This window comes from Streptomyces sporangiiformans, assembly GCF_005768555.2.
Lineage (GTDB): Bacteria > Actinomycetota > Actinomycetes > Streptomycetales > Streptomycetaceae > Streptomyces > Streptomyces sporangiiformans.
Genome location: NZ_VCHX02000334.1, coordinates 14,876 through 33,257, shown reverse-complemented (window position 1 = coordinate 33,257; position 18,382 = coordinate 14,876). Strand labels below are relative to the sequence as shown.

At 71.5% G+C, this 18,382-nt stretch carries 19 protein-coding genes; 8 read left to right on the top strand and 11 right to left on the bottom strand.

What is annotated here, in order from left to right; all coding sequences use genetic code 11:
* Positions 1 to 75: 75 nt before the first annotated feature.
* Positions 76 to 1,074, bottom strand: a complete 999-nt coding sequence (locus FGD71_RS42330; protein ID WP_119105906.1) for an inorganic phosphate transporter — start codon at positions 1,072 to 1,074, stop codon at positions 76 to 78.
* A gap of 7 nt (positions 1,075 to 1,081) precedes the next feature.
* Positions 1,082 to 1,702: a DUF47 domain-containing protein gene (locus FGD71_RS42325; protein ID WP_119105905.1), complete on the bottom strand. Its 621-nt coding sequence runs from the start codon at positions 1,700 to 1,702 to the stop codon at positions 1,082 to 1,084.
* Positions 1,703 to 2,028: 326 nt separating this feature from the next.
* Between FGD71_RS42325 and FGD71_RS42320 the strand changes: the two genes are divergently transcribed.
* Positions 2,029 to 2,385, top strand: coding sequence for a metal-sensitive transcriptional regulator (locus FGD71_RS42320; RefSeq protein WP_119105904.1), 357 nt, complete (start codon positions 2,029 to 2,031; stop codon positions 2,383 to 2,385).
* A 40-nt stretch (positions 2,386 to 2,425) separates the two neighbouring features.
* Here FGD71_RS42320 and FGD71_RS42315 read toward each other — a convergent pair whose 3' ends face one another.
* Both FGD71_RS42315 and FGD71_RS42310 read right to left on the bottom strand, forming a co-directional pair.
* A complete protein-coding gene (locus tag FGD71_RS42315; protein ID WP_181359383.1) occupies positions 2,426 to 2,626 on the bottom strand; it encodes a hypothetical protein in 201 nt (66 codons plus the stop codon).
* Positions 2,627 to 2,746: 120 nt separating this feature from the next.
* Positions 2,747 to 3,589 carry an SCO4651 family lipoprotein gene (locus FGD71_RS42310; RefSeq protein WP_119105903.1) on the bottom strand — a complete coding sequence of 281 codons (843 nt, stop codon included), beginning with the start codon at positions 3,587 to 3,589 and terminating at the stop codon, positions 2,747 to 2,749.
* Positions 3,590 to 3,810: 221 nt separating this feature from the next.
* Here FGD71_RS42310 and FGD71_RS47770 point away from each other — a divergent pair, with 221 nt between their 5' ends.
* Positions 3,811 to 3,972 (top strand): hypothetical protein, encoded by a 162-nt coding sequence (locus tag FGD71_RS47770; protein ID WP_162931379.1) that lies wholly within the window; start codon positions 3,811 to 3,813, stop codon positions 3,970 to 3,972.
* A gap of 7 nt (positions 3,973 to 3,979) precedes the next feature.
* Here FGD71_RS47770 and FGD71_RS42305 read toward each other — a convergent pair whose 3' ends face one another.
* From FGD71_RS42305 to FGD71_RS42280, 6 genes are all read right to left on the bottom strand, one after another.
* Positions 3,980 to 4,396 carry an NUDIX hydrolase gene (locus FGD71_RS42305; protein ID WP_119105902.1) on the bottom strand — a complete coding sequence of 139 codons (417 nt, stop codon included), beginning with the start codon at positions 4,394 to 4,396 and terminating at the stop codon, positions 3,980 to 3,982.
* Between the two features lie 55 nt (positions 4,397 to 4,451).
* On the bottom strand, positions 4,452 to 5,603 hold the full coding sequence (locus FGD71_RS42300; RefSeq protein ID WP_119105901.1) for a CHAD domain-containing protein: 1,152 nt from the start codon (positions 5,601 to 5,603) through the stop codon (positions 4,452 to 4,454).
* A complete protein-coding gene (locus FGD71_RS42295) occupies positions 5,584 to 7,821 on the bottom strand; it encodes an RNA degradosome polyphosphate kinase (protein ID WP_162931378.1) in 2,238 nt (745 codons plus the stop codon). The genes FGD71_RS42300 and FGD71_RS42295 overlap by 20 nt, the downstream gene beginning before the upstream one ends.
* A gap of 335 nt (positions 7,822 to 8,156) precedes the next feature.
* On the bottom strand, positions 8,157 to 9,146 hold the full coding sequence (locus FGD71_RS42290) for a hypothetical protein (RefSeq protein ID WP_119105899.1): 990 nt from the start codon (positions 9,144 to 9,146) through the stop codon (positions 8,157 to 8,159).
* Positions 9,143 to 10,042 carry an ABC transporter ATP-binding protein gene (locus FGD71_RS42285; RefSeq protein WP_119105898.1) on the bottom strand — a complete coding sequence of 300 codons (900 nt, stop codon included), beginning with the start codon at positions 10,040 to 10,042 and terminating at the stop codon, positions 9,143 to 9,145. The genes FGD71_RS42290 and FGD71_RS42285 overlap by 4 nt, the downstream gene beginning before the upstream one ends.
* Positions 10,039 to 10,482 (bottom strand): GntR family transcriptional regulator, encoded by a 444-nt coding sequence (locus tag FGD71_RS42280; RefSeq protein WP_119105897.1) that lies wholly within the window; start codon positions 10,480 to 10,482, stop codon positions 10,039 to 10,041. The genes FGD71_RS42285 and FGD71_RS42280 overlap by 4 nt, the downstream gene beginning before the upstream one ends.
* 146 nt (positions 10,483 to 10,628) lie before the next feature.
* Between FGD71_RS42280 and FGD71_RS42275 the strand changes: the two genes are divergently transcribed.
* Genes FGD71_RS42275 through FGD71_RS42255 form a run of 5 tightly spaced genes read left to right on the top strand, consistent with a single transcriptional unit; the run spans position 10,629 to position 15,298 of the window.
* Positions 10,629 to 11,171, top strand: coding sequence for an RNA polymerase sigma factor (locus FGD71_RS42275; protein WP_119105896.1), 543 nt, complete (start codon positions 10,629 to 10,631; stop codon positions 11,169 to 11,171).
* Positions 11,168 to 12,085: a zf-HC2 domain-containing protein gene (locus FGD71_RS42270; RefSeq protein WP_119105895.1), complete on the top strand. Its 918-nt coding sequence runs from the start codon at positions 11,168 to 11,170 to the stop codon at positions 12,083 to 12,085. Before FGD71_RS42275 ends, FGD71_RS42270 begins: the two co-directional genes overlap by 4 nt.
* Positions 12,082 to 12,960, top strand: coding sequence for an ABC transporter ATP-binding protein (locus FGD71_RS42265; protein ID WP_119105894.1), 879 nt, complete (start codon positions 12,082 to 12,084; stop codon positions 12,958 to 12,960). The genes FGD71_RS42270 and FGD71_RS42265 overlap by 4 nt, the downstream gene beginning before the upstream one ends.
* Positions 12,957 to 14,585: an ABC transporter permease gene (locus tag FGD71_RS42260; protein ID WP_162931377.1), complete on the top strand. Its 1,629-nt coding sequence runs from the start codon at positions 12,957 to 12,959 to the stop codon at positions 14,583 to 14,585. The genes FGD71_RS42265 and FGD71_RS42260 overlap by 4 nt, the downstream gene beginning before the upstream one ends.
* Entirely contained in the window at positions 14,573 to 15,298 is a 726-nt protein-coding gene (locus FGD71_RS42255; RefSeq protein ID WP_338120112.1) for an ABC transporter, read from the top strand. The genes FGD71_RS42260 and FGD71_RS42255 overlap by 13 nt, the downstream gene beginning before the upstream one ends.
* Before the next feature lie 132 nt (positions 15,299 to 15,430).
* Here the strand turns inward: FGD71_RS42255 and mshD are convergent, their stop codons facing one another.
* Complete coding sequence (gene mshD / locus FGD71_RS42250) at positions 15,431 to 16,357, bottom strand: mycothiol synthase (protein ID WP_119105893.1); 927 nt, start codon at positions 16,355 to 16,357, stop codon at positions 15,431 to 15,433.
* Positions 16,358 to 16,550: 193 nt separating this feature from the next.
* On the opposite strand from mshD, the gene FGD71_RS42245 reads away from it, so the two are divergent.
* Positions 16,551 to 18,377: a bifunctional metallophosphatase/5'-nucleotidase gene (locus FGD71_RS42245; protein WP_119105892.1), complete on the top strand. Its 1,827-nt coding sequence runs from the start codon at positions 16,551 to 16,553 to the stop codon at positions 18,375 to 18,377.
* Positions 18,378 to 18,382: the final 5 nt, after the last annotated feature.

Below are 18,382 nucleotides of genomic sequence, written 5' to 3'. Positions count from 1 at the left end.
TGGCCCCCTGGCGGGGTCTGGGGCGGAGCCCCAGGAGGATGGGACGGGTAGGGGCGGCGGGGGCGAGGAAGAGCCCTACAGGAACGCCACGTTCACGATCCAGAAGCTCGTCGCGGCGACCAGCGCCGCCGCCGGCATCGTGATGAACCAGCCCAGGATGATGTTCTTGGCGACACCCCAGCGAACGGCATTGACCCGCTTCGTCGCGCCCACACCCATGATCGCCGACGTGATGATGTGGGTCGTGGAGATGGGGGCCTTGAAGAGGAAGGCCGTGACGAACATGATCGACGCGCCGGTCGTCTCGGCGGCGAACCCCTGCGGCGGATCCAGTTCAATGATCTTGCGGCCCAGCGTACGCATGATGCGCCAGCCACCCGCGTACGTACCAAGAGACAGCATGACCGCGCAGGCGATCTTCACCCAGACCGGAATGGCGTCGCCGTACTCCTCGACATCCGCGATGACCAGGGCCATCACCACGATGCCCATCGTCTTCTGGGCGTCCTGGAGACCATGGCCCAGGGCCATGCCCGCCGCCGACACCGTCTGGGCTATGCGGAAACCGCGCTTCGCCTTGTGGGGGTTCGAGTGCCGGAAGATCCACATGATCACCGTCATCACCAGATAGCCGAAGACCAGGCCGACCACCGGTGACACGAACATCGGGATGACGATCTTCTCGAGCACACCGGACCAGTAGACGGTCGTACCGCCTGCCAGAGCCGCGCCCACCATGCCGCCGAACAGCGCGTGGGAAGAGGAGGACGGCAGGCCGAAGTACCAGGTGATGAGGTTCCAGGTGATCGCGCCGACGAGTGCCGCGAAGAGAATGCCCATCCCCTTCGAGCCCTGTGGCGTGGAGATCAGTCCCTCGCTGACCGTCTTGGCGACCCCGCTGCCCAGAAAGGCACCGACGAGGTTCATCACCGCGGCCATCGCGAGCGCCGCCCGCGGTGTCAGTGCCCGCGTCGACACGGACGTCGCGATCGCGTTCGCCGAGTCGTGAAAGCCGTTCGTGTACGTGAAGAAGAGCGCGACGCCGATGGTCACGACCAGAGCGAAGGTGTCCATGAAAGGGTCAGGACTCCTTGACGGCGATGGTCTCCACCGTGTTCGCCACGTGCTCGAACGCGTCCGCCGCTTCCTCCAGTACGTCCACGATCTGCTTGAGCTTCAGCACCTCGATCGCTTCGTACTTGCCGTTGAAGAGGTGGGCCAGCAGCTTGCGGTGGATCTGGTCGGCCTGGTTCTCCAGGCGGTTGACCTCGATCCAGTACTCGGTGAGGTTGTCCATCGTGCGGAGGTTCGGCATCGCCTCGGCCGTCAGCTCCGCCGCCCGCGCCAGCACCTCGATCTGCTGCTCGACACCCTTCGGCAGTTCCTCGACGTTGTAGAGGACGACGAGGTCGACGGCCTCCTCCATGAAGTCCATGATGTCGTCGAGGGACGACGCGAGATTGTAGATGTCCTCGCGGTCGAACGGCGTGATGAACGAGGAGTTCAGCTGGTGGAAGATCGCGTGTGTGGCGTCGTCACCGGCGTGTTCCGCGGCCCGCATACGCTCTGCGATCTCGGCCCGGGCGGACGTGTCCGCTCCGAGCAGTTCCATCAGGAGCTTCGAGCCCGTGACGATGTTGTCCGCGGATGCGGCGAACATGTCGTAGAAGCTCGTCTCCCTGGGGGTCAGACGAAATCGCACGTGTGGTCCTCGGATTGCTTCGGTTTCGGTCTGGCTGATGCTAGGTGCATCATCCGGCCACGGCTAACCGGCCGTCCACCAGTGTGGCTCATCATGCAGAGTGGTCAGCACGGGGTCCTTCGAAGACCGACCGGAGGCTGAGGCGGCGCTGGTCAGGAGCTGATCAGGGGACTGACCGGAAGGCCGGAGCGGAAGACCGACCGTGGGGCCGGCCGGAGAATCGGTCAAGGGCCCTATACCCAGCAAAATTCGTTACCATATACCCAGCAGGGGTATATACCCGGCGGGCCGGTCAGGTTCGCCGCAGTGACCAGCAGGAGGACGCGATGACGACCACCGAAGCCGGCGCGGACGCGCCCTCCGCGGGTACGGCGGATGTGGTGACCGACCACGACCGTGGGATCCACGGCTACCACAAGCAGAAGGACGAGCACCTCAAGCGGCTGCGGCGCATCGAGGGCCAGATCCGGGGCCTGCAGCGGATGGTCGACGAGGACGTCTACTGCATCGACATACTCACCCAGGTCTCCGCCTCCACGAAGGCCCTCCAGTCCTTCGCCCTCCAGCTCCTCGAGGAGCACCTCCGCCACTGCGTCGCGGACGCGGCCCTCAAGGGAGGTACGGAGATCGACGCCAAGGTGGAAGAGGCGACGAAGGCGATCGGGCGTCTGCTGCGTACGTGACCGTGCCGGCAGGTGACTTATCCCACTCCAAGGGGGGTGGTCAGGGCGATTTGCCGGCGCCCTCGCCGTGCTCCTCGAGGAAGCGCTCTTCGGCCAACTTCAGCACCTCGTCGATGCGGTCGGGGCTGAGCCGGTCCTCACGGGTGGTCGAGGCCGCGATGATCAGGTCTCCGCACAGCTCGATCTCGGCGAGGGCCACGTGGTCCTGAACTGCCGTACCGCGCACCGGAGCCACGTGCATCACCTCTTCCTGCCGTCACCGACTTCCTAGAGTAGGGAGCGGCCTACACGCGGCGCATGGCACCAACGGACCATTTCCGGCCCCGCACATTCCGGCCGTCCCGCGCCCCGGCCGCGGTCCCTACTCATCGGCGATCTTCCCCGCGAAGATGTCCTCGGCGTCGGGCAGTCGTACGTCCACGGGGGCCCCGAAGTCGTACAGCAGCGTCGTCGAGGAGACCGCGACGGTGCCCTGCCGCTGCCCGTTGACGAAGCTGAAGCGGTGCCGGACCTTGCGGATGCGCCCCTGGTCGTCGAGGTAGGCGTCGAACGGGACCTCGGTCCTGGCGAACCCTTTCGCCGCCGCGCGGAGCGGTCCGCGGTTGCCCTTCGAGGCCCGCCCGGCGGCTTCGCGGAGGTCGGCGGTCCCGCGATAGTGGCGTACCCGGGTGCCGGCGACGGACGTCTGCCCCACGTACGTCGCCTTCCGCGTGCCCCGCAGCAGTTCGGCGGCGGCGAGCGGATCGGTGGCGCCGCCGGTGACGAGGTTGCCGTCGGAGAGCGTGGCCGTGTCGACGCGGACCCATTTGTCGGCCGGAACACCGCCTCCGCGGTTCTTCATGTAAAGCGCGCCATCTGCCAGGAGTTCGGTGATCGGGCGGTGCTCGGTGGCGCCGGCCGGGTCCTGCGGGAGGAGCACCTTCAGCCGGCCGACCTGCTGCCGGAAGTTGTAGGCGCCCTCGCCGCGGATGGTGACGCGGGTGCCACCGGTGGCCATCTGCATCGACGTACGCGCTCTGGAACTGCCCGCGCGCACCAGGGCCGCGGAGGCCTGCTGGAGCACCTCGACCGGATCGTCGGCGGAGCGTCCGTCCTCGGCGGCGGCCCCGCTGCCCGTGCATCCGGTGGCGCAGACCATCAGCCCCGCCGCCGCGGCGGCCACGGCGACCGCCCCGCCCCCTTGTCTGTGCTGCCGCTCCACCATCGCCTGCCTACCCCCAAGCCGGGCCGTCCCTCTGTGCGCCTCCTGTCGTTCCGCTTAACGACGGGTGGGGAGGGCCGTCACGCCATGAGGAAGAGTGCGGATGAGCGCGCAAGAGCGCGGGTGAGCGCGGAAGACCGCGAACTGCCGTGGTAGTTCGCGGAAGCGGCGGAAGTTCGCGACGCAGCTGATCTCGCCGCGCTCGAGGTCGGTACGGTTGTCACGTGGCGCAGCAGGACGAGTTCGACCCCAGGGACCACCGCACGACCACCACCGAGCAGGGCCGCTTCTGCGTGGCCCGTTGCAGTTGCGGCTGGAGAGGACCGGCCCGTCGCGCCCGCAGCCTCGCGCGCGAGGACGCCGAGGGGCATCTGGCCGCCGGCTGAAGAGCGCTCACGCGTGCCGCAGCGCCGCCAGCAGCTCGTCCACCAGGACCCGGTCGCGGGGCTGGGTGAGGCGGTCGCGGGCGGTCTGCGGGGAGAGCCAGAGGACGCGGTCGACCTCGTTGCTGGGGGTGAAGGCGCCCTCGGTCGCCTCGGCCGCCCAGTAGGTGACCTCCTTGGGGCGGCCGTTGACCGGATAGTGGATCGTGGCCAGCCGCGGCCCGGGTTCGCAGCGGAAGCCGGTCTCCTCCTCGACCTCCCGCATCGCGCACGCGAGCGGGTCCTCGCCACGCTTCAGCTTGCCCTTCGGATGCGACCAGTCGTCGTACTTCGGCCTGTGGACGAGGCAGACCTCCAGTTCGCCGTCGAGGGGTGAGCGGTGCCACAGGACGCAGCCCGCCGCGAGGACGGGATCACCGTTCGTCATGTGCACAGGGCCTCCTTCGGTCGTGGGGTGCGGGCCGTTGGCCTTGCTCGGCCGGTCACGGTGCGCCGGCCGTCTCCTTCCGCCAGGCCCGCTGAAACGCGAACCGGGCCGCTTCCACCTCGTGCCGCTGATCCGCGTGGAGCACGCCGAGCGCGTACGCCGTCGCCGGGGCGATCCGCGGGGTGCGGGCCGCCGAGGCCGCCGCCGACGCCGCCTCCGCCGCGTCCCGGTGCCGGTCCATGGCCTGGCCGGCGCTCAACAGGTGTACGTCCACGGGGGCTTCGTCGCCGTGCAGGACCTCCCGGGCGTAGCGGTGCAGGCGCAGCAGGAGGCGGACCTGGTGCCAGGGGGCGTCCTGGGGTTGTGGGGCCGTGTCCGTGGAGAGGCCTTGCACGAGGGCCGCCGCGTTGTAGGGGTGGCCGGCGGTGAGTAAGGGCAGCCCGGTGACGGCGTCGGAGAGGCGCTCCTCCGCGGCGGCCGCGAGCGGTTTGAGGTCGGCGGTGGCCGCCGCCGGGGTGAGCGGGACCTCGCTGGCCAGTACGGCGACGTTGTCCGCGACCGCGTGGAAACGGCTCGAGCCGAGCGCCTGGAGCGCCGCGGAGTGGGCCCGTGTGCGGGCCAGCGTGAGCTGGCGCTCCAGGAGGGCGCCCGCTTTGGCCGCTCCTACGGTCAGGTGGCCCCGCTCCGATGTGGATCCACTGTGCGGGCCGGCGGCCGACTCGGGTTCCGCGCGCTTCGGGCGGGACTCCGCCGTCGTGGCACGGCTGCCCACGGCGGAACCGGTCGCCTGTGCCGGGAACGCGGAGGAGCCCGACAGTCGGTGCAGGGCCGCCAGCAGTCGCTCCAGGCGCGCCGCGTACGCGTGCTCCAGTGCCAAGGTGCCCGACAGCCACGCCAGTTCGGGGCGCAGAGCCTCCGACCAGTCCGCGTCCAGCAGGGGCCGGAAGGTGTGGAGCGTGCCGCTGATGCGACGGGCCGAGCGACGCAGGGCGCGGGCCGCGTCGATGGTCTCCTCGGTGCCGTTCGGCGCCGAGCCGTTGGATGCCGAGTGGTTCGACGTCCCGCCGCCGGTTTCGCGGTGCTGGCGCAGGGCGCGGAGGAACTCCGTGGCCTGGGCCTGGAGGTAGGCCGCCAGGGCGTCCCCGGCCACAGGGACGGTCTCGGGACCGGCCTTGGGGTCCGCGGGGTCAAGGTGTCGCTGTGCCACGCCGGCGCCTCCGGGCGTCTATGAGCATCTCCTGGACGTTGCGCAGGGCCTGGCCGTCGGAGTCGGACGAGTGACGGGTCCAGTCGCCGTCGGGGCCGAGGTGCCAGGAGGAGGTCGCGTCGGACATACCGGTCTCGAGGAGCCGGTTGAGGGCCGCCCGGTGGGCCGGGTCCTTGACCCGGACCAGGGCCTCTATCCGGCGGTCGAGGTTGCGGTGCATCATGTCGGCGCTGCCGAACCACACCTCGGGCTCGCCGCCGTTGCCGAAGGCGAAGACACGGGAGTGTTCGAGGAAGCGGCCGAGGACGGAACGTACCCGGATGTTCTCTGACAGGCCGGGCACACCCGGGCGTACCGCGCAGATGCCGCGCACCCATACATCCACCGGCACGCCCGCCTGGGACGCGCCGTAGAGGGCGTCGATGACCGCCTCGTCCACCATCGAGTTGACCTTGACGCGGACGTACGCGGGCCGGCCCGCGCGGTGGTGCTGGGCCTCCTTGTGGATCCGGGCGATCAGGCCGTCCCTCAGGGACTTGGGGGCGACGAGGAGGCGGCGGTACGTCTCGCGGCGGGAGTAGCCCGAGAGGCGGTTGAAGAGGTCGGAGAGGTCCGCGCCGACCTGGGCGTCGGCGGTGAGCAGACCGAGGTCCTCGTACAGACGGGCGGTCTTGGGGTGGTAGTTGCCCGTGCCGACGTGGCTGTAGCGGGCGAGGGTGTCGCCTTCCTGGCGGACCACCAGCGACAGCTTGCAGTGGGTCTTCAGGCCGACCAGGCCGTACACGACATGGCAGCCCGCCTCCTCCAGCTTGCGGGCCCACTTGATGTTGGCCTGCTCGTCGAAGCGTGCCTTGATCTCGACCAGGACGAGGACCTGCTTGCCGGACTCGGCGGCGTCGATGAGGGCGTCCACTATCGGCGAGTCGCCCGAGGTCCGGTACAGGGTCTGCTTGATGGCGAGGACGTCCGGGTCGGACGCGGCCTGCTCCAGGAAGGCCTGCACGGAGGTGGAGAAGGAGTCGTACGGGTGGTGCAGCAGGACGTCGTGCTCGCGCAGGGCGGCGAAGATGTCGGGCGCCGACGCCGACTCGACCTCGGCGAGGTCGCGGTGGGTGCCCGCGACGAACTTCGGGTACTTCAGCTCGGGCCGGTCGAGGCGGCCGATACCGAAGAGGCCCGTGAGGTCCAGGGGACCCGGCAGCGGGTACACCTCGGCCTCGGTGATCTTCAACTCCCGCACCAGCAGATCGAGTACGTACCGGTCGATGGACTCCTCGACCTCCAGGCGCACCGGCGGCCCGAAGCGGCGCCGCATGAGCTCCTTCTCCAGGGCCTGCAGCAGGTTCTCGGCGTCGTCCTCCTCGACCTCCAGGTCCTCGTTCCGGGTGACCCGGAACATGTGGTGCTCCAGGACCTCCATCCCCGGGAAGAGCTCCTCCAGGTGGGCCGGGGCCGAGATCACGTCCTCCAGCGGGACGTAGCGGCCGGGGGAGGCCTCCAGGAAGCGGGACAGCAGCGGCGGGACCTTCACGCGGGCGAAGTGGCGGTGGCCGGAGATCGGGTTGCGGACCACGACCGCGAGGTTCAGGGACAGGCCCGAGATGTACGGGAAGGGGTGCGCCGGGTCGACGGCCAGCGGCGTCAGGACCGGGAAGATCTGGTTGCGGAAGAGCGTGAAGAGGCGGGCCTGCTCCTTCTCGGTCAGCTCGTTCCAGCGGACCAGGTGGATGCCCTCCTCCGCGAGCGCGGGGGCCACGTCCTCCTGGTAGCAGGCGGCGTGCCGCGCCATGAGCTCGCGCGAGCGGGACCAGATCATCTCCAGGACCTCGCGGGGCTGCAGGCCGGAGGCGGAGCGCGTGGCGACGCCGGTCGCGATACGCCGCTTCAGACCGGCCACGCGGACCATGAAGAACTCGTCCAGGTTGCTGGCGAAGATCGCCAGGAAGTTCGCCCGCTCGAGGAGCGGCGTCTGCGGGTCCTCGGCGAGCTCCAGCACCCGCTCGTTGAACGCGAGCCAGCTGCGCTCCCGGTCCAGGAAGCGGCCCTGGGGGAGCCGGACGCCCTCCTGCTCCGACTCCTCGTACGCGTCGAGATCGGCGTCGAGGTCGGGCTCCAGATCGGAGACCACGGCGGCAACGGTGTGGGGGCGGTGCGCGGCGATGGAGCCAACGGAGGGCTGCGCGTGCTGTACCTGTGCCTGGGTGTCTGGCTGACTCATGAACCCATTCTTCCGCGCCAGGACGGAAACGGGCGCATCGAAAGGAGCGGGCGGGAGCGCGGCCGTGAAGTAAAGGCTCCCGTTCTCCTTCACGGACGAGGGCTCGTTCTCCGGTGGAGGCGAAGGCTCGGGTACGGCGGGGTTCATTCGTCGAGGGTCGCAAGGCTGTCTGAATCGATGGTTACGGCGACATGACGTGAGGGATAGCGCGGGTGGTCTCCCGGGCGTCCACAGGCACCGGAGAGCGTCCGCGGACACGGGAAACGGCACGGGAAACGGCATGGGCGACGACCGGTACGCCCCTTCCCCTGCGAGGGGCGTACCGGTCGTACGGCTCAGGGGGTGCGGCGGCGCAGCAGCCAGAAGGCGGCGGCGGTGGCCAGCACCGCGACGGCCAGCGCGATGCCGGCGCTCACGAGGTGGAGGGGCCAGAAATGGGATTGGGGGTGGAAGGTGCTGTAGTACCCGGCGACGTCCGCGTCGTTCACGCAGGTCGAGTCCGGCATCACGGAGCAGCGGGAGGCCGTCACCCGCTCGCCCGAGGTGAGCACCATCCCGTGTTCCACCTGGAGCGCGGAGCGCGGCAGCTCACTGGGGGTGTCACCCGTCCTGGACACGGTGGGCCACAGGTCCTCCCGGTACCTCTCCAGGATGTTGTAGAGCGCAAGCGTCGCGGCGAAGCCGAGGCCGGCGGCCGGCAGGGCCCGGCGGGTGACCAGCCCGGCGAGCGCGCCGAGGGCCAGGCCCGCGAGGACGTACGTGACGGCGGCAGGGCCGGTGGTGACGAAGTCGTCGGGGTGGTACCAGTCGCCGGTCAGGTTGGGGTTGTCGTCCCGGCGGGCCCAGATGTTCAGCAGGACGGCCGCCGTGGCGCCGGCGGTCAGCAGCAGCGCGGGCACGGCGAGCTTGGCGGCGAGCCAGCGCAGCGGGGTGACCGACTGGGTCCAGGCCAGCCGTGCGGTACCGCTCTCCAGCTCCCGGCCGATGAGCGCGCCGCCCGCCCACGCGGCGACGGGGAACATCGTGTACGCCAGGACCGTGGTGGCCAGTGACAGGACGTACCGGTAGGTGTCGTCGGCGGTGCGCTCGGTGATCTCCAGGCAGGAGGGCAGCCCGGAGCCCGGTGAGCCGCAGGCGCCGATGCTCGCGCGGGCGTCGTCCCCGATGGCGTACATCCAGATCATGGTGGCGACGAAGGCCACGAAGGCGCCGCCGCAGATGTACAGCGCCGTGCGGTGCAGGCGCAGCACCGACCAGGTCAGTCCGTGCGGCGCGAGCCGGGACCGGCGGCGGGGGGCCGTCGGGACGGCGGCGAGGGCGGTCATGCGGCGGCCTCCTTGGTGGCGGTGGCGTCGAGGAGCAGCGCGGGGGCTTCCGGGCTGCGGAGATGGGCGAGGACCAGTTCTTCGAGGGACGGCGCGGCGGTCTGCCAGACGTCGTCCAGCGGGCCGGCCGGGCGGAGGAGGGCGGTGAGCTGGCGGCCCGTGGTGCGGGACTCGACGACGGTGTGCGGTGCGAGACCGGTGAGGGCGCCGGCCGGGCCGGTGATCAGGGTGTGCGCGGCGAGCAGGTCCTCCAGCGGCCCCGCGAGGCGCACCCGGCCGGCGCCGAGCAGCAGCAGGAAGTCGCAGGACCCCTCGAGTTCGGCGACGACGTGCGAGGACATCACCACCGTGGTGCCGTTCTCGGCGGCCTCGGCGAGCAGGGTGCCCATCAGTTCGTGGCGGGCCAGCGGGTCCAGGTCTGCCATCGGCTCGTCCAGGAGGAGGAGTTCGGGCCGCTTGCCCAGCGCGAGGGCGAGCGCGACGCGGGTGCGCTGGCCGCCGGAGAGCGAGCGGACGCGCGCCTTGGGATCCAGGTCCCCCTGCCTGACGACGCGTTCGGCCACGGTCGCGTCCCAGTGGCCGGGGTTGAGCTCCCGGCCGAGGCGCAGGGTGGCCGCGACGGTGAGCTGCGGGTGGAGGGGCTTGTCCTGGGCGACGTACGCGAGGCGCGGGCGGGCCTCGGTGGGGTGCGTGCCGAGCACGGTGAGCGCGCCCTCGGTCGGCTTGAGCAGTCCGGCGGCGACGGCGAGCAGCGTGGACTTGCCCGCGCCGTTGGGGCCGACGACAGCGCAGACGTGTCCGGCCGGGAGCTTCAGGGCGCAGTCGCGCAGCGCCCACTTTCCTCGCCGCCCGAACCGTTTGCCCAGTGCGGCCGCCTCGATGGCGGTCTCGGTCATGCCTGTTCCCCTTTGGTGTTGTTGAACCGCTGCTCGTCGTGGAACCGGCCGTCGCCGAACTGCCCGTTGTGGAACTGCTCGTCGAGTACGGAGGCGAAGAGCGCGGCCACGTCGTCCCGGTCCAGGCCCGCGGCGTGGGCGCGGGCCGTCCAGTCGGACAGCTCGGCCCGCAGCGGCGAGTCCGCCGGGGCGGCGCCCAGTGAACGCCGTACGAACGTGCCGAGGCCGCGCCGCGCCTCGACCAGGCCCTCGCGCTCCAGCTCGCGGTAGGCCTTCAGCACGGTGTTCGGGTTGATGGCCGTGGCCTCGACGACCTCGCGGGCCGTGGGGAGCTTGTCGCCCGGTTCGAGCAGGCCCAGGCGGAGGGCCTGCTTGGTCTGCTGGACGATCTGCACGTAGGTCGCCACACCGGTGCGCCGGTCGATGCGGAACTCGACCACTCGCTTCCACCACCCTTTCACTAATTAAGTAGTGAAAGAGTGGTGGAATTGGGGGTGCATGTCAAGGTCTTCGCGGCTCGGAAGAATCGCCGAAGAATCCTCCGGAATCCGTGAACCGATCCGTGGGGCTCGTCCGATGAGGAGACGTGAGCGAAACGAAAAGCGACGGGGAGCTGCTGCGGGCCATCGCGGCGGACGGGGACCGGCGCGCCTTCGAAGAGCTGTACCGGCGGTACGCGCCGTGGCTCACCGCGCGGATGCGCGGCCGCTGCGCCGACGCGGGTGTCGTCGACGACGTCGTGCAGGAGACATTTCTCGCCGTGTGGCGGGGCAGTGCCCGCTATCGCGACGAGGGGGACGTCGCCGGGTGGCTGTGGCGGATCGGGTCGCGGCGGCTGATCGACGCGCTGCGGGGGGACGGGGCACGGGGCCGGCTGCGGCAGGCGCTCGCCCGGCTGCGGCACCGGGACGAGGCGTCCGCGGAGGAGCGCGTGCTCGCGGGGATGGAGCACGGGGACCTCGCGGGCGCCCTCGTCCGGCTGTCGCCGGAGTTGCGGGCCGTCCTCCAGGCGACGGTCATCGACGGGCTGACCACCCGGGAAGCGGCCGTCCTGCTGGGCATCCCGCCCGGCACGGTCAAGACACGGGCGCTGCGGGCCCGGAAGCAGCTGAGGGAGGCCCTGGCATGACGGACGACGTGGGCAGGACGGAAAGCCGCGGCGCGGGCTGGCATGTGCCGGAGGACGATCTCCGGGCGTACGCGCGGGGCGAGTTGGCGCCGCCGTCGCTGTGGTCCGCCGACACGCATCTCGTCGCGTGCGCGCCGTGCCGCGCCGTGCTGGCCGAGATGAGCGACCCGGCCGCGCTGGACGCGGGCTGGGAGCGGCTGGATGCCGAACTGGACGCGCCGCGGCCCGGGTTCGTCGAATCGCTGCTGGTGCGGATCGGCGTCGCCGACCACACGGCACGGCTGCTCGCCGCCACACCCGTGCTGCGCCTGTCCTGGCTGGGATCGGTCGTGGCCGTGCTGGTCATGACGGTGGTGGCGACCAACTCGATCGATCCCGAACGGGTGTCCCAGGCGCCCACGCTGTTCCTCGCCCTCGCACCGCTGCTGCCGCTCGCCGGGGTCGCCCTGTCGTACGGGCCCGTGCTGGACCCGACGTACGAGATGACGGTGGTCTCGCCGACGCACGGCTTCCGGCTGCTGATGATCCGCGCGGTCGCCGTGCTGGCGGTCGGGCTCGGTCTCAATGCTCTGGCGAGTCTGGCGCTGCCCTCCTACGGGCTGCTCGCGGCGGCGTGGCTGCTGCCCGCGCTGGCCCTCACGGCCCTCGCCCTCGCGCTGACCCCGCGCCTCGGCCCGGTCGCCGCGCCCGGCGCGGTCGGCGCGGCGTGGGTGGCGCTGCTGGTGGCGGCCGAGCGGGCGACGTCCGGCAGCTCCGGCATCTCGGGCGCCTCCGACCCCTCCGGCAGCACGCTCGCGCCGTTCACCGCGGAGGGGCAGGTGGTCGCGGGCGTGGTCGCGGCCCTCGCCGTCGGGCTCCTCTGCCTCGTACGTGACCGCTTCGACTTCTCCTCCGACCACAGGAGCGCCGCATGACCTCTCTCGGTACGACTCCCTCCGTTCCCTCCGTGTCCGCCGCCGGGCTGTGTCTGTCGTACGGGAGCACCCGCGCCCTCGACGACGTCTCCCTGCGGCTCGGGCACGGCGTGACCGGGCTGCTCGGGCCGAACGGCGCGGGCAAGACGACACTGCTGCGGGTACTGGCCACCGCCGTGCCCGCCGACCGGGGCGCCTTCACCGTGCTCGGCCACGACCCGGGCACCGCGCGGGGCCGCCACGACGTGCGGCGCGCACTCGGTTATCTGCCGCAGACACCCGGTTTCCACCCGGACTTCACGGCCTTCGCGTTCGTCGACTACGTGGCGATCCTGAAGGAGATGACCGACCGCTCGGCCCGGCACCGGGAGGTGCGGCGCGTACTGGACGCCGTCGGCCTCTCCGACGTACGCGGCAAGCGCATCAAGCGGCTCTCCGGCGGGATGCGGCAGCGGGTCGCGCTGGCCGCCGCGCTCGTCGGCGATCCCGGCTTCCTCGTGCTGGACGAACCGACGGTCGGGCTCGATCCCGAACAGCGCATGCGCTTCCGGGAGCTGATCGCGACCGCGGGCGAGGGGCGTACGGTCCTGCTCTCCACGCACCAGACCGAGGACGTGGCGATGCTCTGCAACCGCGTGATCGTCATGGCCGGCGGCCGCGTCCGCTTCGAAGGCACCCCGGCCGAGCTGAGCGCGCGGGCGGCGGGCCGGGTCTGGAGCAGCACGCAGCGGCATCCGGGCGCGAAGGCCGGCTGGCGCACGGGGACGGGGGCCTTCCGCAACGTCGGGGATCCGCCGGACGGCGCCTCGCTCGTCGAACCCACCCTGGAAGACGGCTACTTGCTCACCCTCGACGCTTCGGAGGTGGCCGCGTGAGCAGCACGGTGAGCTCCCCCCGCACCAAAGCCCTGCCCACCTCCACCCCGGCCGGCGAGTCGCCCCGACGGCGCCTGCGGGCCGTGCTCGCGCTCGCCCGCGTCGAAGCGCGTGAACTGCTGCTGCAGATACCGGTGTTCGTCGTTCTCTGCGTGTACGTCGCCTACGTCGGCTGGGAGTTGTGGACGGGCGGCGGGGAGGACGGGGCGTACCCGGTGCTCCAGGACGTCGACCGTGCCACGCAGCCGGAGTCGCTGTTCCTCGGGGTCGCGGTGCTCGTCTGTGTCAACCGGGCCGTGCTGCGGTCCCGTCGGCGCGGCACGGACGGGCACTTCGACGTGCTGGTCATGGAGCCGTGGCGGCGCACGGTGGCGCATCTGCTGTCCGTGGTGCCGTTCGCGCTGGCCACCGCTCTGGTCGTGGCCGCGCAGTTCACCGGGGCCGCGCTGAAGCCGGGGGCGGTCGGCACGGGCTCGTTCTCCGAACTGGCGGTGGCGCCGCTGGCCGTACTGCTCCTCGGCGTCCTCGGGGTGCTGATCGCGCGGCTGGTCCCGTCGGCCTTCGGCGCGCCCCTGTTCGTGGTCGGCGGTTACATCGCCGTCGTGTTGCTGCTGTCGAGTTCGGAGGACACCCCCTGGCTGCGGTGGTTGACGCCGTTCGTCGACGAGTTCCAGGCCGACCCGCTGCCCTCCGACCTGCTGGGCCGTCCCGCCGCCTGGCACGCGCTGTATCTGGTGGGGCTGATCGTCCTGGTGAGCTGTGCGGCGGTGCTGTGCGGCGGCCGGCGTACGCTCCCCGCGGCTCTCGGCCTCGCTCGAGCAGCGAGGAACCCCGTGGCATGGCCCGCGGTCGGGCCTGCGCGGCTGGTCAAGGCGGTCGCCCTCGGGGCGGCGGTGCTGACCCTGGCCGGGGCGGTCGGACAGTCCCGGGGTGACTCGCCCGCGCTGCTCGCGGCCCGGAAGCAGGCCTCCGTCGCGCCGGAGAAGGACCACACGTGTGTACCGCACGGCCGGTCGACCTACTGCGCCTTCCCCGAGTGGACCGGGCGCACCGAGGACTGGGCGGCTGTCGTGCGGCGCGTGCAGTCCCTCGCGGGCGGCGCGGCCGGGGGGACGAAGCTGACCGTCCGCCAGCGCGTCGACGCCCGCTACGGCCTCTCCGCCAGCGCGACGCTCGAACCCTCCAGCACGCACGGCCAGGTCACCGTCGGCACCCGCTGGGGCGGAAACCGCGTCCCGGAGTTCTCCGTCGGGGTCGCCTCCGTGCTGGTCGCGGGGAACGAGGAGGCCGCCGCCGCGATGTGCGACGGCCGCGTGGTGACCGTGATGTGGCTGGCCCTGGCGACCACTTCCGACCCGATGGCCTCGCTCCGCGACGTTCGCATCGACGACAGCGTCTCCGGCTCCGCCATTGTCCTGGCTCCCACGCATCCGCTCGAGATGACCGCCGCACAGACCACGGTCGTACGGGAGTTGCTGCAGCGCCCGCGCTACGGCGTCACGGCGAAGGTGAAGGCCCACTGGACGGAGCTGACGTCGCCGAAGACGTCCACGGCACGGGCCGCGGAGCTGCTGGACGTGCCGGTGCCCAAGGGCTCGGAGAAGGAGGACAAGTGCGAGGAGTGACGCGGCCGGCCGCCGATGAGCCGTTGCCGGCGGCCGGCCTGGGCCGGCACGCCGTGGGCGGCCTGGTCCGCGCCCTCGTCCTCCCCGTGGCGCGCGGTCTCCCCTGGCGGCCCCTCGCGGCCGGCGGCACGCTGGGCCTGCTGATCGCCGCCGGGACGCGCCTGCACTCCGATGGGGTCCAGCCGTGGCTCGCCCTTCTTCACCTGCGGGCCGCCGCGCTGGCCTTCGGGCTGGGGCTGGCGTTCCTGCTGGACGACCCCGCGCGGCACACCACCGCGACCGTGCCGGTACGGAGGCTGCTGCGGGCGGGGCTTCGGGTGGCCCTCGTCGCCCCGGTGGCCGTCGCCTGGTGGGGGGCCGCGGTCCTCCTCGTACCGGCGGAGGGACGGCCTCCGCTGGGTGATGTGACGCTGGAGGTGGCCGCGACCGCCGTACTCGCGCTCGCCGCCGCGGCCGCCGCCGTGCGGCTGTGGGAGGAGCCCGAGCCGGGGCAGGCCACCGCGGCCGTGGTGCTGGTCACCGGGGTGGCCGCACCCCTCCTCATGCCCGGCCGCTGGACCCTCTTCGTCCGGCTGGGCGTGGACCGCTGGGACGAGGCCCACCGGGCGTGGGCGTGGGTGCTGGCAGGCGCGGTGCTGGTCTGGGTCGCCTGCACGGTGGAACCCGTGCGGCGCCCCCTGGGTGGCTGGTCGCGCAGTTCCCCGCGCCCCTGAAGGGGCGCGGCTCCTCGCCCAGCCATAACGGCGCCCCACCGCAGCCGCAGTCGCACCCGCACCGCGGCGACGGGCGGACGTACCCCCGCGCGGCCCCGACCCACTACCCGCGGAAGCGGCTTCGCTCAGGGCTCACGACTCCGTGCGGTACATGAGATCCGTCTCGTGCGTGGCGAACCCGAGCCGTTCGTAGACGGTCACCGCCGCCTTGTTGTCGGCGTCGACGTACAGCATCGCCGTCGGCAGGCCCTGCGCCGCCAGATGCCTGAGGCCGATCGTGGTCAGGGCCTTGCCGAGGCCGCCGCCCTGCGCACCGGGCCGCACCCCCAGGACGTACACCTCCCCGAGCCCTTCCTCCGTGTGCACCTTCGTCCAGTGGAAGCCGATCAGCTCGTCACCGCGGAAGGCGAGGAAGAAGCCGGCCGGGTCGAACCACGGCTCGGCCTTGCGGTCGTCGAGGTCGCGCTGGGTGAGGGAACCCTGCTCGGGGTGGTGGGCGAAAGCCTCGGCGTTCACGGCGAGCCAGGCCGCGTCGTCCTCGCCGGGGACGAAGGTACGTACCGTCACGCCCTCGGGGAGCTTCGTCTCCGGCGGCTCGAAATCAGCCAACGGCCGCCGCATCTGCCGCAGTTCACGGAACAGGGCGAGACCGAGCACCTGGGCGAGATGCCGCGCGGCGGAGTGGCCGCCGTGCGCCCAGACCCGCAGCCGCTTGCCGGACTCCGCGAGCAACGCGCTGCCGAGCGCCCGACCGTGCCCGTGCCCGCGGTGCCCCGGATGCACGACCAGCTCGGCGGCCGGCGCCTCCACGGGATCGGTGTCCTCCAGCTGCGCGTACCCGACGAGGCGGCCCTGAACGGTCAGCAGCAGATGCCGTACGCCGACCCGGGCGCCCCCGCGCAACTGCAGCCGCCCCTGCTCGGACACCGCCTGCTGCCCGTCGGACCGGGCGGCCTCCTCGAGGAGCGCGAGCACGGACTCGGTCTGTCCGGCGCTCAGCTCGGAGAGGATCTCGATCGTGCGGGTAGGGACGGCCGGTGGGGTGTCGTCGCTGGTCATGAGACGAGAGTAAGGCCCGGCGGGTTCATGGCGAAGTGCCCCGGACGGGAGAGGAGCGGCCTGTCCCCTTCGTGGTGAATAGCGCCCGAAGGCAATCAGTCCGTAACCCTGAACCCCTGTTCGCGCTACGCGCGTTGACCCTAGGCTGCGCCGGAAACGGGGCCCACATCGCATCCGACCCACAGGGGGGCACATGTCAGCCACACCCCAGCAGGACCGCCGCATCCGCCTCAGACTCGGCAGCCGCCGCACCCGCCTCGTCGCGGCCGCCGCCGGTCTGGCCACCGTCGGCGCACTCGTCGCCGCCCTGCCGGCGACGGCGGGCGAGGCGAAGAGCGGCAAGCCCGGCTCCCACAAGCCGAGCCGCTACCAGGACGTCCAGCTGCTGTCCTTCAACGACCTGCACGGCAACCTGGAGCCGCCGGCCGGCTCCTCCGGCCGGGTGACCGAGCTGCAGAAGGACGGCACCACCAAGACGATCGACGCGGGCGGTGTCGAGTACCTCGCGACGCATCTGCGCGAGGCGCGCAAGGGCAGCAAGTACTCCATCACCGCGGCCGGCGGCGACATGGTCGGCGCCTCCCCGCTGATCTCGGGCCTCTTCCACGACGAGCCCACCATCGAGGCGCTGAACAAGCTCGACCTGGACGTGACCAGCGTCGGCAACCACGAGTTCGACGAGGGTGCCAGGGAACTGGCCCGTCTGCAGAACGGCGGCTGCCACCCGACCGACGGCTGCTATGTGAAGGGTGAGAAGTTCGAGGGCGCCGACTTCCCGTACCTCGCCGCGAACGTCCTCGACGAGAAGACCGGCAAGCCGATCCTCAAGCCGTACTGGGTGTGGAAGAAGAACGGCGTCAAGGTCGGCTTCATCGGTGTGACCCTGGAGGACACCCCCGGTGTCGTCTCCGCGGAGGGCGTCAAGGGCCTGAAGTTCAAGGACGAGGTCGAGACGATCAACAAGTACGCCAAGGCGCTGGAGAAGCAGGGCGTGAAGTCGGTCGTCGCGCTGATCCACGAGGGCGGCCAGCCCGCCTCCACGGCGTACAACTACGACTGCGACGCGCCGGGCGCCGGTGACGGCATCTCCGGCCCCGTAGTAGACATCGCCAAGAACATCACGCCGAAGGTCGACGCGCTGGTCACCGGTCACACGCACGCCGCGTACGCCTGCACGATCAACGACCCGTCGGGCAAGCCGCGCATGGTCACCTCGGCCGCGTCCTTCGGCCGCCTCTACACCGACACGACGCTGACGTACGACCGCTGGACCGGCGACATCGCCCGTACGGCCGTCGACTCCGCGAACCACGTCGTGACGCGGGACGTCGCCAAGGCGCCCGACATGACGGAACTGATCGGCAAGTGGAACACGCTGGCCGCCCCGATCGGCAACCGCGCCATCGGCTACATCTCCGCCGACATCCCCAGCACCGGCACCGAGTCCCCGCTCGGCGACCTGATCGCCGACGCACAGCTCGCGTACGGCAAGGAACTGGACCCCGGCACCGACCTCGCGCTGATGAACCCGGGCGGTATCCGTACGGCACTGACGTACGCGGCGAAGGGGAGCGAGGGCGACGGTGTGGTGACCTATGCCGAAGGCTTCGCGGTCCAGCCCTTCGCCAACACGGTCAACCTCCAGGACTTCACGGGCGCCCAGCTCATCAAGGTGCTCCAGGAGCAGGTGAGCGGCACCAACGCCGCCTCGCCGAAGATCCTGCAGGTGTCGTCCGGTCTGACGTACACCCTGGACCTGACGAAGGCGGGCGCGGACCGTGTCGTCACGGACTCGGTCAAGCTGGGCGGCACCGCCATCGACCCGGCCGCCACCTACCGCGTCGCGACGAACAGCTTCCTCGCGGGCGGCGGCGACGGCTTCGCCACGCTGGGCCAGGGCACGAACGACTTGGTCGGTGATGATGACCTGGCGGCCCTGGAGAAGTACCTGACGGCCAACTCCTCGGCGACGAACCCGATCACGCCGCCGGCGGCGAACCGGATCACCGTCGTCCGGTAGCCGTG